13 protein-coding genes are annotated in these 14,368 nt (G+C 60.0%); 9 read left to right on the top strand and 4 right to left on the bottom strand.

All coding sequences use genetic code 11. The annotated features are described in order from the left end of the window. Nucleotides 1–24: 24 nt before the first annotated feature. A complete protein-coding gene (serA, locus tag LOY28_RS28130) occupies nucleotides 25–1,254 on the bottom strand; it encodes a phosphoglycerate dehydrogenase (protein WP_018928647.1) in 1,230 nt (409 codons plus the stop codon). Nucleotides 1,255–1,458: 204 nt separating this feature from the next. Between serA and LOY28_RS28125 the strand changes: the two genes are divergently transcribed. The 4 genes from LOY28_RS28125 (at nucleotide 1,459) to LOY28_RS28110 (ending at nucleotide 5,666) form a co-directional block, all read left to right on the top strand. Next, complete coding sequence (locus LOY28_RS28125) at nucleotides 1,459–2,853, top strand: FAD-binding oxidoreductase (protein ID WP_028939105.1); 1,395 nt, start codon at nucleotides 1,459–1,461, stop codon at nucleotides 2,851–2,853. Nucleotides 2,854–2,891: 38 nt separating this feature from the next. Beyond that, nucleotides 2,892–3,557 (top strand): fumarylacetoacetate hydrolase family protein, encoded by a 666-nt coding sequence (locus LOY28_RS28120; RefSeq protein ID WP_018928649.1) that lies wholly within the window; start codon nucleotides 2,892–2,894, stop codon nucleotides 3,555–3,557. A gap of 180 nt (nucleotides 3,558–3,737) precedes the next feature. Next, nucleotides 3,738–4,673, top strand: coding sequence for an SdiA-regulated domain-containing protein (locus LOY28_RS28115; protein WP_258612811.1), 936 nt, complete (start codon nucleotides 3,738–3,740; stop codon nucleotides 4,671–4,673). 87 nt (nucleotides 4,674–4,760) lie between these two features. Beyond that, nucleotides 4,761–5,666, top strand: a complete 906-nt coding sequence (locus LOY28_RS28110) for an SdiA-regulated domain-containing protein (RefSeq protein ID WP_026286613.1) — start codon at nucleotides 4,761–4,763, stop codon at nucleotides 5,664–5,666. Nucleotides 5,667–5,790: 124 nt separating this feature from the next. Here the strand turns inward: LOY28_RS28110 and rpiA are convergent, their stop codons facing one another. Continuing rightward, the gene (gene rpiA, locus LOY28_RS28105) at nucleotides 5,791–6,462 is read right to left on the bottom strand and encodes a ribose-5-phosphate isomerase RpiA (RefSeq protein ID WP_018928652.1); all 672 of its coding nucleotides are present in this window, start codon (nucleotides 6,460–6,462) and stop codon (nucleotides 5,791–5,793) included. A gap of 349 nt (nucleotides 6,463–6,811) precedes the next feature. Here rpiA and ilvA point away from each other — a divergent pair, with 349 nt between their 5' ends. Together ilvA and LOY28_RS28095 are read left to right on the top strand one after the other, a co-directional pair. Continuing rightward, the gene (gene ilvA, locus LOY28_RS28100; protein WP_018928653.1) at nucleotides 6,812–8,326 is read left to right on the top strand and encodes a threonine ammonia-lyase, biosynthetic; all 1,515 of its coding nucleotides are present in this window, start codon (nucleotides 6,812–6,814) and stop codon (nucleotides 8,324–8,326) included. 39 nt (nucleotides 8,327–8,365) lie between these two features. Continuing rightward, complete coding sequence (locus LOY28_RS28095; protein WP_258612810.1) at nucleotides 8,366–8,800, top strand: DUF2269 domain-containing protein; 435 nt, start codon at nucleotides 8,366–8,368, stop codon at nucleotides 8,798–8,800. Nucleotides 8,801–8,918: 118 nt separating this feature from the next. Here LOY28_RS28095 and LOY28_RS28090 read toward each other — a convergent pair whose 3' ends face one another. Next, complete coding sequence (locus LOY28_RS28090) at nucleotides 8,919–9,575, bottom strand: HAD family phosphatase (RefSeq protein ID WP_018928655.1); 657 nt, start codon at nucleotides 9,573–9,575, stop codon at nucleotides 8,919–8,921. A gap of 143 nt (nucleotides 9,576–9,718) precedes the next feature. On the opposite strand from LOY28_RS28090, the gene LOY28_RS28085 reads away from it, so the two are divergent. Beyond that, nucleotides 9,719–10,198, top strand: coding sequence for an RNA pyrophosphohydrolase (locus tag LOY28_RS28085; protein WP_007897732.1), 480 nt, complete (start codon nucleotides 9,719–9,721; stop codon nucleotides 10,196–10,198). Nucleotides 10,199–10,220: 22 nt separating this feature from the next. After that, on the top strand, nucleotides 10,221–12,500 hold the full coding sequence (gene ptsP / locus LOY28_RS28080) for a phosphoenolpyruvate--protein phosphotransferase (RefSeq protein ID WP_018928656.1): 2,280 nt from the start codon (nucleotides 10,221–10,223) through the stop codon (nucleotides 12,498–12,500). A gap of 161 nt (nucleotides 12,501–12,661) precedes the next feature. On the opposite strand, the gene LOY28_RS28075 is transcribed toward ptsP, so the two are convergent. After that, a complete protein-coding gene (locus LOY28_RS28075; RefSeq protein WP_258612809.1) occupies nucleotides 12,662–13,408 on the bottom strand; it encodes an NRDE family protein in 747 nt (248 codons plus the stop codon). 134 nt (nucleotides 13,409–13,542) lie between these two features. On the opposite strand from LOY28_RS28075, the gene LOY28_RS28070 reads away from it, so the two are divergent. Then, nucleotides 13,543–14,325 carry a sulfite exporter TauE/SafE family protein gene (locus tag LOY28_RS28070; RefSeq protein WP_105340765.1) on the top strand — a complete coding sequence of 261 codons (783 nt, stop codon included), beginning with the start codon at nucleotides 13,543–13,545 and terminating at the stop codon, nucleotides 14,323–14,325. The last annotated feature ends 43 nt before the right edge of the window (nucleotides 14,326–14,368 follow it).

Below are 14,368 nucleotides of genomic sequence, written 5' to 3'. Positions count from 1 at the left end.
CCTTTTTTGTCGCTCAAGTCGCGATCAGAACAACACGCGGCAACGAATGGTGCCGTTGATGTGCTGCAGCTTCTCTTGCGCCATTTCCGAGTAATCGGCATCGACGTCGATCACGACGTAGCCGACTTTCTCGTTGGTCTGCAGGAACTGACCGGAAATGTTGATGCCGTTTTCGGCGAAGACCTTGTTGATCTCGCTCATCACGCCCGGAATGTTCTCGTGGATGTGCAGCAGGCGGTGCTTGCCAGGGTGAGCCGGCAGGGCCACTTCCGGGAAGTTCACGGACGATACCGATGTACCGTTGTCGCTGTACTTGACCAGTTTTTCCGCCACTTCCAGGCCGATGTTGGCCTGCGCTTCAGCGGTAGAACCACCGATGTGCGGGGTCAGGATCACGTTGTCCAGGCCACGCAGCGGGCTTTCGAACTCTTCTTCGTTGGAGCGTGGCTCCACCGGGAATACGTCGATGGCCGCGCCGATCAGGTGCTTGTCCTTGATCGCGTCCGCCAGGGCGTCCAGTTCGACCACGGTGCCGCGCGCGGCGTTGATCAGGATGCCGCCCTTCTTGATGGCGCGGATTTCCTTCTCGCCGATCATCCACTGGGTGGCAGCGGTTTCCGGAACGTGCAGGGTGACGATGTCGGACATGCCCAACAGCTCGTGCAGGTTGCCGACCTGGGTGGCGTTGCCCAATGGCAGCTTGGTCACGGTGTCGTAGAAGTAAACCTGCATCCCTAAGCCTTCAGCCAGGACCGACAGTTGAGTGCCGATCGAGCCGTAACCGACGATACCCAGCTTTTTACCGCGGATTTCGAAGGAGTTGGCTGCGCTTTTGATCCAGCCGCCACGGTGGCAGGAAGCGTTCTTCTCAGGGATGCCGCGCAGCAACAGGATCGCCTCGGCCAGCACCAGCTCGGCAACGGAGCGAGTGTTGGAGTACGGCGCGTTGAATACCGCGATACCGCGTTCGCGAGCCGCGTTGAGGTCGACCTGGTTGGTGCCGATGCAGAAACAGCCGACAGCCACCAGTTTCTTCGCGTGATCGAAGATCTCTTCGGTCAGTTGAGTGCGGGAGCGAATGCCGATGAAGTGAGCATCAGCGATCTTTTCCTTCAGCTGGGCGTCCGGCAGAGAACCTGTGAGGTACTCGATGCTGGTGTAGCCCGCCGCCTTGAGGACGTCGACAGCCGATTGGTGGACGCCTTCGAGAAGAAGGAACTTGATCTTGCTCTTATCGAGAGAAGTCTTGCTCATCTGCGTAAACCTGTGTCCCGGAGAAAAAATGGCAGGGAAGGGAGCAGCCAGAGCTGACCCGGACGGCAGGAAAGCCGTCGCCGCAGAACAGCCTTTGGGCACTATCCTGCGGGGTCGGTATGCTAGCATATGCGACCTGCTAACACTCATTCTGCGACGTGAAGCGTACTCAGGATGACCATGAATTGTTCGAGAGTTCTGTCGATGACCAATCCTGCGCTGATTGATGAGCTGAAGACCCTGGTTGAGCCTGGCAAGGTGCTGACCGACGCCGACTCCCTGAACGCTTACGGCAAGGATTGGACCAAACATTTCGCCCCGGCCCCGACGGCCATTGTGTTCCCCAAGACCATCGAGCAGGTCCAGGCCATTGTCCGTTGGGCCAATGAACACAAGGTTGCGCTGGTGCCGTCCGGCGGTCGTACCGGGCTTTCTGCCGCAGCAGTGGCGGCCAATGGCGAAGTGGTCGTGTCCTTCGACTACATGAACCAGATTCTCGACGTGAACCTCACCGATCGCACCGTTGTTTGTCAGCCGGGCGTGGTTACCGAACAATTACAGAACAAGGCTGAAGAGCACGGTTTGTACTATCCGGTGGACTTCGCTTCGGCAGGTTCCAGCCAGATAGGTGGCAATATCGGCACCAATGCCGGCGGGATCAAGGTAATTCGCTACGGCATGACCCGTAACTGGGTGGCTGGCATGAAAGTCGTCACCGGCAAGGGCGATCTGCTGGAACTGAACAAAGACCTGATCAAGAACGCCACCGGCTACGACCTGCGTCAGCTGTTCATCGGCGCTGAAGGCACCCTGGGTTTTGTCGTCGAAGCCACCATGCGTCTGGACCGTGCGCCGAAAAACCTTACCGCGATGGTGCTCGGTACCGCCGATTTCGATTCGATCATGCCGGTATTGCACGCGTTCCAGAGCAAACTTGACCTGACTGCCTTCGAATTCTTCTCCGACAAAGCCCTGGCCAAGGTCATGGCACGCGGCGATGTGCCGGCGCCGTTCGAGTCCGACTGCCCGTTCTATGCATTGCTGGAATTCGAAGCGACCACCGATGAAGTGGCCAATCACGCCCTGGAAACCTTCGAGTACTGCGTCGAGCAGGGCTGGGTGCTGGACGGTGTGATGAGCCAGAGCGAAACCCAGTTGCAGAACCTCTGGAAGCTGCGCGAGTACATCTCCGAAACCATTTCCCACTGGACGCCGTACAAAAACGACATTTCGGTCACTGTGTCGAAAGTCCCGGGGTTCCTGAAGGAAATCGACGCGATCGTCGGCGAACACTACCCGGACTTCGAAATCGTCTGGTTCGGCCACATCGGCGACGGCAACCTGCACTTGAACATCCTCAAGCCGGATAACCTGAGCAAGGATGAGTTCTTCGCCAAGTGCGCCACCGTCAACAAGTGGGTGTTCGAAACCGTCGAGAAGTACAACGGTTCGATTTCCGCCGAACACGGCGTGGGCATGACCAAACGTGACTACTTGACCTATAGCCGCTCACCGGTTGAGATCGAGTACATGAAAGCCGTCAAAGCGGTGTTCGACCCGAATGGCATCATGAACCCGGGCAAGATTTTCGCTGTTTGATTCTTCGAACTTTAAGAGCACGAAGCAGGAGTCGGTCAATGAGCTATCAGCACCAGTATGTCGACGGAACGCGTATTCATTTTCCGCTGGGGAAAGTGGTGTGCATCGGCCGCAACTACGCCGAACACGCCAAGGAACTGGACAACCCGGTGCCCACCGAACCACTGCTGTTCATCAAACCCGGCAGCTGCGTGGTGCCACTGGAAGGCAGCTTCAGCATTCCGACCGAGCGCGGTTCGGTGCATTACGAAGCAGAAATAGCGGTGCTGATCGGCAAGCCATTGTCGACCAAGCCGAGCCGCGAAGAAGTGCTGGATGCCATCTCCGGCTTCGCCCCGGCCCTGGACCTGACCCTGCGCGACAAGCAGGCCGAGCTTAAAGCCAAGGGCCTGCCGTGGGAAATCGCCAAGTGCTTTGACGGTGCGGCGGTGATTGCGCCATTCGTGGCTGGCAGCACGTTTACCGACCTGACCGACATCGGCATCCGCCTGACCATCAATGGTGAAGTCCGCCAGGATGGCAACACCAAGGACATGCTCAATCCGATCGTGCCAATGATCCAGTACATGGCCGGCTGCTTCTCGCTGCAGGCCGGTGACGTGATCCTCACTGGCACGCCGGTGGGCGTTGGCCCGCTGAACGTCGGTGACGAACTGGTGCTCGAATTGCCGGGTGTCAGCCGCTTTACCAGTAGCGTTCTCTAAAAAGCAAAAACCGCAGCCTGCCGCAGGCTGCGATCTTTTGATCTTGGCTGCCCACACAGGGCAATCCGGCCATTTCCCGTTTTTTTCACATTTTGTCTGGATAATTCCGGGGCTTATGGCATCTGAGCCTGTCCCAATGTGCTATTACCCATAGCCTGAATTTCTGGAACGCATCCCTGAATGGCCATCGAATCGCTGCCCAAGCTGAAAACTGCCCGCCGCTCGCGCTTTGTCATGCGTTGGTATTCCTGGCTTTTACTGGTGGCGGTCGCCGCTTATGGCCTTGCGTTTGCGATGCATTGGGATGATCGCGGTGTGCTCTGGGTGAAGGAGCGCTTCGAAAGCCCTGCCGAACGAAAAGAGAGTGTCTGGCTGCCGGACTATCGGGCGGTGATCGACGCCAAACTGCTGCCGGGCATGGAGAAGGACGAAGCGTCGGACGTGTCTTACGACCCGCAGACCAAAACCCTGTTCTCCGTGATGGGCAAGAACCCGTTCCTGGTCGAGCTGACGTTGCAAGGCGACGTGTTGCGCAAAATGCCGCTGGTGGGGTGGAGCAACCCGGAAGGGGTGACGGTAATGGGCAATGGTTTGCTGGCGATTACCGATGAGCGCGAACAACTGCTCTCGATCGTCAAGGTCGATGCCGATACGCGCGAGCTGAACATCGCCAATTTCCCGAAATACGATCTCGGCCCCTCGAAAAACCAGAATAAAGGCTTCGAAGCCGTCGTCTGGGATGCCCGTCGCCAGCAACTGCTGCTGGGTGAAGAGCGTCCACCAGCGCTGTTCAGCTGGAAAAGCGATGGCAGCCAGATCCTGAAGGGTGACAAGCAGAAACTCTCCAGCGACGCACTGGATGTCCGTAACCTGTCGGCCTTGGCCATCGATCCGCGCACTGGCCACACCCTGGTGCTGTCCGCCGACTCTCACTTGTTGTTGGAACTGGACGAGAAGGGCGAGCAGGTCAGTTTCATGACCTTGCTCGGAGGGTTCAATGGCCTGAAGAAAACCATTCCCCGTGCCGAAGGCGTCACCATGGACGAAGCAGGCACGCTGTACATGGTGAGCGAGCCGAACCTGTTCTACCGCTTCGAAAAGCAACAGGTTCGGTAGTTGCGGTAGAAGGTCGCGGGCCATTAGGGTTTTAATTCAGGCAGCCGTGGTGTTTCATCCGCCCGTCCTGTTTCCGAGTTTGCCTGAATGCGTCGACTTGTCCGCCCCAAACCCCTGATGCTGATCCTGTCGGTCATTGCCCTGATCGTGTTGGTTGCCGTCGGCCAGTACCAGCGCCTGTTTGAACGCAGCGGGTTCAATGTGCAGGCGCTATGGCAGCCGATGAATACCCGATCCATTGGCCTGGACCAGTATCAGGTGGCGATCGAGGCGCGAGTCATTGACGGTCTGGACGACGATGTTTCAGCGCTGACCTTCGATCCCGTGCGCAAAAGCCTGTTCACGGTCACCCAAAAAAACGCCGAGCTGATCGAGTTGTCCCTGGAAGGCAAAATCCTGCGGCGTGTGGCGCTGGTCGGGTTCGGCGACCCGGAAGCAGTGGAGTTCATTAGCGCTGACACTTACGTGATCACCGATGAGCGTGAGCAACGGCTGATCAAGATTCATCTGCGCAAGGGCACGACGTTCCTCGATGCCGCGGACGCCGAGCAGATGACCCTCGGCGTGCACATGAGCGGCAACAAGGGTTTCGAGGGTTTGGCCTATGACTCGGTGGGCAAGCGCTTGTTCGTCGCCAAGGAGCGCGACCCGATGCTGATCTACGAAGTGCAGGGCTTTCCCCATTACAACCCGGAGAAGTCCTACGCGGTGCACGTGGTGAACAATCCCAAGCGCGATGGCGGAATGTTCGTGCGAGACCTGTCGAGCCTGCAATATGACGAGCGCAGCGGCCATTTGCTGGCACTGTCCGATGAGTCGCGGTTGATTCTTGAACTGGATGTGGACGGGCGACCGCTGAGCACCCTGTCACTGAGCAAGGGTCGTCAGGGATTGCACAAGCCGGAAGGCATTGCCATGGATGACGACGGCACCCTGTACCTCGTCAGCGAGCCGAACCTGTTCTACGTCTTCAAAAAACCGGCACAGCCCTGACCAACACCGCAAAACCAATTGTAGGAGCGAAGCTTGCTCGCGAAGAGGTCATATCAGTCAACTGAGATGTTGAATGCTATGGCCTCTTCGCGAGCAAGCTTCGCTCCTACAGATGGCTAAGGCATCAGGCCTTGAGGGTTTTCACGCCTTCGCTCGTGCCCAACAGCAGCAAGTCCGCCGGGCGGGCCGCGAACAAACCGTTGGTGACCACGCCGACGATGGCGTTGATCTGTGCTTCCAGCTCCACCGGGTTGGTGATCTGCATGTTGTGCACGTCAAGGATGATGTTGCCGTTATCGGTCAGCACGCCTTCACGGTAAACCGGGTCGCCGCCCAGCTTCACCAGTTCGCGGGCCACGTGGCTGCGAGCCATCGGGATCACTTCCACCGGCAATGGGAACGCACCGAGCACCGGCACCAGTTTGCTGGCGTCGGCGATGCAGATGAAGGTCTTGGCCACGGCCGCCACGATCTTCTCGCGGGTCAGGGCTGCACCGCCGCCTTTGATCAGGTGCAGGTGCTCGTCGCTTTCATCGGCGCCGTCGACGTAGAACTCCAGATCGCTGACGGTATTGAGCTCATACACCGGAATACCGTGGCCTTTGAGGCGCGCGGCGGTGGCTTCGGAACTGGCCACTGCGCCGTCAAACGCGCCTTTGTGCTTGGCCAGGGCGTCGATGAAGCAATTGGCGGTAGAGCCGGTGCCGACCCCGACGATGCTCTTGTCATCGAGTTTCGGGAGGATGAAGTCGACGGCGGCCTGAGCCACTGCCTGTTTGAGTTGATCCTGGGTCATGCGGGCTCCGAGGTGCCGAAGAGGGGGACGAAAGGCCGGCATTATAGGCCTCGCGATGTGGAAGGTCATTGCCAGTGTGTCGAATGGAGACGAGGGGGCTTGTCTGTGGCGAGGGAGCTTGCTCCCGCTCGGCTGCGCAGCAGTCGTAAAACCTGCCAATACAGTGTGTTTGAAGAAACGGGCTGCCTGTTTTGGGGAGCACTTCGCACTCCAGCGGGAGCAAGCTCCCTCGCCACAATGAGTCTCTTGCGTTTGCGAGTGGCTAAAACCACCTGTTTAGTGTGGTCGCCCGCCCGAAAGCCGGGTTAGACTCCTTGGCCCTGCCCAACCCGTTCAGTGATGCTTTCCGATGCTCGAACAGTACGTCAAAAAGATCCTCACCTCGCGCGTTTATGACGTTGCCGTAGAAACCCCATTGCAGACTGCTCGCCAGCTCTCCGAGCGGCTGGGCAACGAGATTTGGCTCAAGCGTGAAGACTTGCAGCCGGTGTTCTCGTTCAAGATTCGCGGCGCTTACAACAAGCTGACGCAACTGAGCGATGAAGAGCGCGCCCGTGGCGTGGTCACCGCTTCGGCGGGCAACCATGCGCAAGGCCTGGCCCTGGCAGCCAAAGTGCTGGGCGTGAAAGCGACCATCGTGATGCCCAAGACCACCCCGGAGATCAAGGTCGAGGGCGTGCGTTCGCGCGGCGGCAAAGTGGTACTGCACGGCGATTCGTTCCCGGAAGCCCTGGCCTACTCGCTGAAACTGGTCGACGAAAAAGGCTACGTCTACATTCACCCCTACGACGATCCCCACACTATTGCCGGGCAGGGCACGGTGGCCATGGAGATTCTGCGCCAGCACCCGGGGCGTCTGGATGCGATCTTCGTTCCGGTGGGCGGTGGCGGATTGATCGCCGGGATTGCGGCGTACGTGAAATACCTGCGTCCGGACATCAAGATCATCGGCGTCGAACCGGATGACTCCAACTGCCTGCAAGCCGCCATGGCGGCCGGTGAGCGCGTGGTGTTGCCGACCGTGGGCCTGTTTGCCGATGGCGTCGCGGTGGCGCAGATCGGCCAGCACACCTTCGATATCTGCAAAGACTACGTTGATGAAGTGATCACCGTCAGCACCGATGAAATCTGTGCGGCGATCAAGGATATCTACGACGATACCCGCTCGATCACTGAACCTGCCGGCGCCTTGGGCGTGGCCGGGATCAAGAAATACGTCGAGCAACGTGGTGTCACCGGCCACACCTTCGTGGCCATCGATTCCGGTGCCAACGTCAACTTCGACCGCTTGCGACACGTCGCCGAGCGTGCCGAGCTGGGCGAGGGCCGCGAAGCTATCATCGCCGTGACCATCCCCGAGAAACCGGGCAGCTTCAAGGCGTTCTGCGAAGCCATCGGCAAGCGCCAGATCACCGAATTCAACTACCGCTACAACACCGGCAGCGAAGCGCACATCTTTGTCGGCGTGCAGACCCATCCGGAAAACGACCCGCGCAGTGCGCTGCTCGCCAGCCTGACCGAGCAGGGTTTCCCGGTACTCGACCTGACCGACAACGAACTGGCCAAATTGCACATTCGCCATATGGTTGGCGGGCGTGCCGCCCAGGTGGTCGATGAGGTGGTGCTGCGCTTCGAGTTCCCGGAGCGTCCGGGGGCGTTGTTCAACTTCCTCAACAAGCTCGGTGGGCGCTGGAACATTTCGATGTTCCACTACCGCAACCACGGCGCGGCGGATGGCCGTGTGGTCGCGGGCCTGCAAGTGCCCCACGACGAGCGTCATCTGGTACCGGCGGCGCTGGAAGAAATCGGCTACCCGTACTGGGACGAAAGCGACAACCCGGCCTATCAGCTGTTTCTCGGCTGAGCGGCTACGCTGATGGGCAGCCTATAAGGAATTCGAACAATGGAAACGTTAACCGCCCTCAAAGTCGCGCATGGCGTGGCGACGGTGCTGCTGTTGATCAGCGCACTGGGGCTGGCAATCTGGGTCTGGCGCACTCGTCGTAACGGTGATGCGACGGCGCCTGCGCGTACCTTGCAGCGACCGCAGGTGTTCATCTGGTTGTTGATGGGCCTGGCGCTGTTGAGCATGCCGTTTACCGGCTGGTGGATGGTGCATCTGGTGGGCTGGCCGTTGGGGCAGACCTGGTTGCTGGCGTCCAGTGTGCTGTACACCGTGGCGGCGCTGGGCTGGTTCTGGCTGCTGGTGCGGCTCAATCGGCTGCGCAAGGCGCCGGCGGCGGGGAATGGGAAGTTTACGTTGGCGTTGGCGTTGGCGTTGTTCAGTTTTGTCTGCTTGATCGCCATTGCGGGGTTGATGGGGGCCAAGCCGGTATAGCGCGGAATCTGTAGCAGCTGCCGAGGTACGAGGCCGCGATGGGCTGCGAAACGGCCCCAAAGGGCGGTCCTGCGGACCGCAACGCAGCCTCGTACCTCGGCAGCTGCTACAGGCTTAATCAATCGCGCAAACTGATCACCGGCCAGCCACGTTTCTCGGCCTCGGCCCGCAAGTTAGGGTCCGGATCGACCGCGATCGGATTCGTCACTTGCTCCAGCAACGCCAAGTCGTTCATCGAGTCGCTGTAGAAATAACTGTCTTCCAGGCTGTGGCCGGTTTCTTCCAGCCAACGATTCAACCGGGTCACCTTGCCTTCACGGAAGCACGGGATATCGGTGCTGCGCCCGCTGTACCGGCCGTCGATCATTTCGCATTCGGTGGCGATCAGGGTTTCAACGCCTAAACGCGTGGCAATCGGCCCGGTCACAAAGCGGTTGGTGGCCGTGATGATGACCAGCTTGTCGCCGGCCTCACGGTGTTGGGCCAACAGTTCGAGGCCCTTGGGCAGCACGAGCGGTTCGATGCAGTCGCGCATGTAATCCAGGTGCCATTGATCCAGTGTCGCCATTTCGGTGCGGCCGAGGACTTCCAGGCAGAAGTTCAGGTAGGCGGCCTGATCCAGCTTGCCGGCCAGGTAGTCCTGATAGAACTCGTCGTTGCGTGCCTTGTAGGCGACGGCGTCGAGGAAACCGCGTTCGCACAGATAATCGCCCCAGGCGTGGTCACTGTCGCCGCCCAGAAGCGTGTTGTCCAAGTCGAATAAAGCCAGCCGCATTGCAGTTACTCGCTGAAAAGTCTGTAGAAAGGTCTCCAGAATACGGACTTTTCACAAGAGTGCACATAAGGTAGGTCGGCTCGTTGCTGCTTTCACAACCTTTGTGGAACAATGCGGCGACATGCGTTTGCGAGGTTGTTGCCGTGATCGACCCCGATGGTTTCCGCCCCAATGTCGGGATCATTCTGACGAATGATGCTGGCCAGGTGCTATGGGCTCGCCGAATCAATCAAGATGCCTGGCAGTTTCCACAGGGCGGGATCAACCCCCAGGAGACGCCGGAAGACGCCTTGTACCGCGAGTTGAACGAAGAAGTGGGCCTGGAGCGCGAAGATGTTGAAATTCTCGCCTGCACCCGGGGCTGGTTGCGTTATCGTTTGCCGCAACGTCTGGTCAGAACGCACAGCCAACCGCTGTGCATCGGCCAGAAGCAGAAATGGTTTCTCCTGCGCCTGATCTCCAACGAGCAGCGGGTGCGGATGGATTTGACCGGTAAACCGGAATTCGATGGCTGGCGCTGGGTCAGCTATTGGTATCCGTTGGGCCAGGTGGTGACATTCAAGCGCGAGGTGTATCGACGCGCTCTCAAAGAGCTTGCCCCGCGCCTTTTAGCGCGCGACTGACGACGGAGTTCGACCCCGAGCCATGCTCAATACGCTGCGCAAGATCGTCCAGGAAGTTAACTCCGCCAAGGATCTCAAGGCGGCGTTGGGGATTATTGTGTTGCGCGTCAAAGAGGCCATGGGCAGCCAGGTCTGCTCGGTCTACCTGCTTGATCCAGAGACCAACCGCTTCGTGCTGATGGCCACCGAGGGCTTGAACAAGCGCTCGATCGGCAAAGTCAGCATGGCACCCAACGAAGGTCTGGTCGGCCTGGTCGGCACGCGTGAAGAACCCCTGAACCTCGAAAACGCCGCGGATCACCCGCGCTACCGTTACTTCGCCGAGACCGGTGAAGAGCGCTACGCGTCGTTCCTCGGGGCGCCGATCATTCACCACCGCCGCGTCGTCGGCGTGTTGGTCATTCAACAAAAGGAACGCCGCCAGTTCGATGAGGGTGAAGAAGCCTTCCTCGTGACCATGAGCGCGCAGCTCGCCGGCGTTATCGCCCATGCCGAGGCCACCGGTTCGATCCGTGGCCTGGGCCGTCAGGGCAAAGGTATCCAGGAAGCAAAGTTCGTCGGCGTACCTGGTTCGCCGGGCGCGGCGGTCGGCACCGCAGTCGTCATGCTGCCGCCGGCCGATCTGGATGTGGTGCCGGACAAGACCATCACCGACATCGATGCAGAACTTGGGCTGTTCAAGACGGCCATCGAAGGCGTGCGCGCCGACATGCGTGCCTTGTCCGCCAAGCTGGCAACCCAGCTGCGACCTGAAGAGCGGGCCCTGTTCGACGTCTACTTGATGATGCTCGACGATGCTTCGCTCGGCAGCGAAGTCACCACCGTGATCAAGACCGGTCAGTGGGCCCAGGGCGCGCTGCGTCAGGTGGTTACCGATCACGTCAACCGTTTCGAACTGATGGACGACGCCTACCTGCGTGAGCGGGCCTCGGACGTCAAGGACCTCGGCCGCCGTTTGCTCGCCTACTTGCAGGAAGAGCGGCAGCAGACGCTGGTCTACCCCGACAACACCATTCTGGTCAGCGAAGAACTGACGCCGGCGATGCTCGGCGAGGTGCCGGAAGGCAAGCTGGTGGGCCTGGTGTCGGTACTCGGTTCCGGCAACTCCCACGTGGCGATCCTGGCGCGTGCCATGGGTATTCCGACGGTGATGGGGCTGGTCGACCTGCCGTATTCCAAGGTCGACGGCATCCAGATGATCGTCGACGGCTACCACGGCGAGGTCTACACCAACCCGAGTGACGTGCTGCGCAAGCAGTTCGCCGACGTGGTTGAGGAAGAGAAACAACTGGCCCTCGGGCTGGATGCATTGCGCGACCTGCCGTGCGTAACGGTTGATGGCCACCGCATGCCGCTGTGGGTCAACACCGGCCTGCTGGCGGACGTGGCGCGGGCGCAGAAGCGCGGTGCCGAGGGCGTGGGTCTGTACCGCACCGAAGTGCCGTTCATGATCAATCAGCGTTTCCCGAGCGAAAAGGAACAGCTGGCGATCTATCGCGAGCAACTTGCCGCGTTCCATCCACAACCAGTGACCATGCGTAGCCTGGACATTGGCGGTGACAAGGCGCTGTCGTACTTCCCGATCAAGGAAGACAACCCGTTCCTCGGCTGGCGCGGCATTCGCGTGACCCTCGACCACCCGGAAATCTTCCTGGTGCAGACCCGCGCCATGCTCAAGGCCAGCGAAGGCCTGAACAACCTGCGGATTCTGCTGCCGATGATTTCCGGCACCCATGAACTGGAAGAAGCCTTGCACCTGATCCACCGGGCCTGGGGCGAAGTCCGCGACGAAGGCACCGACGTGCCGATGCCGCCGGTTGGCGTGATGATCGAGATTCCGGCAGCGGTGTATCAGACCAAGGAACTGGCGCGGCAGGTGGACTTCCTGTCGGTCGGCTCCAACGACCTGACCCAGTACCTGCTGGCCGTGGACCGAAACAACCCACGGGTGGCCGACCTCTACGACTACCTGCACCCGGCGGTGCTGCAAGCCCTGCAGAGCGTGGTGCGCGATGCGCATGCCGAAGGCAAGCCGGTGAGTATCTGCGGCGAAATGGCCGGTGACCCGGCGGCGGCGGTGCTGTTGATGGCAATGGGCTTCGACAGCCTGTCGATGAACGCCACCAACTTGCCGAAAGTGAAGTGGATGCTGCGTCAGATCAACCTGAGCAAGGCCAAGGAGTTGCTGGCGGAGCTGATGACGATCGACAACCCACAAGTTATCCACAGCTCGCTGCAACTGGCGCTGAAAAACCTTGGGTTGGCACGGATGATCAATCCGGCTTCGGTCAAGACCCTCTAGGTCAGCGGCGGCCCTGTGGCGAGGGAGCTTGCTCCCGTTCGGCTGCGAAGCAGTCGTGATCCAGCCGATGCGATCTCTATGAAAGAACGCATCGGCCGGATCGGGAGCGCTTCGCACTCTAGCGGGAGCAAGCGCCCTCGCCGCAGTTTATTGTCCGACCTTCAAACCCTGACTTCCACTTCCCCTAGATGCCCCCCATACGGCCCGAAACTCCGCTCGACCATATGCCGCATCCCATTTGCCTGAACAATCAACGCCGTGCTCGCCCGCGTCCCATAAGCCTGGCTCTTGATAAACACACTCGACAACAACGTCTCGGTGGCTTGCCCCACGCCAGTGTCCGGCAGCTCGGCAAGCGGCGCCGTCTGTGGATCGCTGAGCAAGGCCAATAGCGCCTGCGGCTGCGGGTCGTCCAGCACTTCGCTCAAGGCTGCCTTGGCCTTGAGCACTTTTGGCCACGGCGTATCCAGCCCCGCGTTCGATAACCCATAAATCCCTGGTTCGAGCCTGACCGCCGAGGTTTCCCGAGCGTTGAAGTGCCAGAGCTCTTTGGCATTGCCGATCAGCAGATTGAACCCGGCATATTCAGCCGAACGTCCGATAACGTCGCTTAAATAGTCTTCAATGGGCGTTTCCCCGCTGAGAAACTGCGCCACCAGTTCGCCTCGCGACTTGGCGGCCGGCGGTTGAAGGGGATCACGGATGTTGGTCAGTGCGGCGAAGCGCCCATTGGCGCCGACACCGAGCCACGTACCGCCGGCCTCGAGGTCACGCCCGGCGTAGACATGCGGGGCGTGCGGCCATTGCGCCAGGGGCAGGCTGGGCCGGGCATAGAATTCGTCGCGGTTGGCCGCCACGATCAGCGGCTGGGCATGACCCGGCCGCCAGGCAAAGACAATCAGGCACATAAGGTGGTCCTTGTGTGTTTTTTGCTCACTCTACGCAGACATCGCTCATCGATCCATCGCCATCCGCAGTGGAGCCCAAGGCCATGCATCCGTTACCATGCCGCTCCTGTTTCGGGATGCTTGGGGACGTGGCCATGGAATTTTTGCTCTATCTGGCGCTGGGCGCCTGTGCGGGCGTGCTGGCCGGGCTGTTTGGGGTAGGCGGCGGGATTATCATCGTCCCGGTGCTGGTGTTCAGCTTCACCTTGCAGGGATTTGATCCGTCGATCCTGACGCATCTTGCAGTCGGTACTTCCCTGGCGACGATCATTTTTACGTCGGTCAATGCGGTTCGCGAACATCATCGCCGTGGCGCCGTGCGTTGGCCGATTTTTGCCTGGATGACCCTCGGCATTCTGATCGGTGCCGGTTTCGGCGCGCTGACCGCCGAAGCGATCTCCGGGCCGAATTTGCAGAAAATCATCGGCGTATTCGCGTTGATCATCGCTGTTCAACTCGCCTTGGACTTCAAACCCAAGGCCAGCCGAACGGTGCCCGGTAAAGTCGGTCTGACCGTGGCCGGCAGTGTGATTGGCTGGGCCTCGGCGATTTTCGGGATCGGCGGCGGTTCGCTGACCGTGCCATTCCTGACCTGGCGCAGCGTACCGATGCAGCAAGCGGTGGCCACGTCGTCGGCCTGTGGCCTGCCCATCGCCTTGGCAAGTGCATTAAGTTTCATGATTCTGGGCTGGCACGATCCACTGCTGCCGGCCCATAGTCTCGGTTTTGTTTATTTGCCGGCGCTGCTGGGGATCGCTCTGACCAGCATGGTCTTCGCCCGCCTCGGTGCACGACTGGCCCACAGGCTGTCGCCACGCTTGCTGAAAAGACTGTTTGCCGCTTTGCTGTTTTGCGTCGGCTTGAACTTCCTGCTCTGACACCTAACGCAATCCTGGCTTAATCCTGGCGTGACAGCGTCGC

It is taken from the genome of Pseudomonas sp. B21-017 (assembly GCF_024749245.1).
In the GTDB taxonomy this organism is placed as follows: Bacteria; Pseudomonadota; Gammaproteobacteria; order Pseudomonadales; family Pseudomonadaceae; genus Aquipseudomonas.
This window is presented reverse-complemented; position numbering and strand designations above follow the sequence as displayed.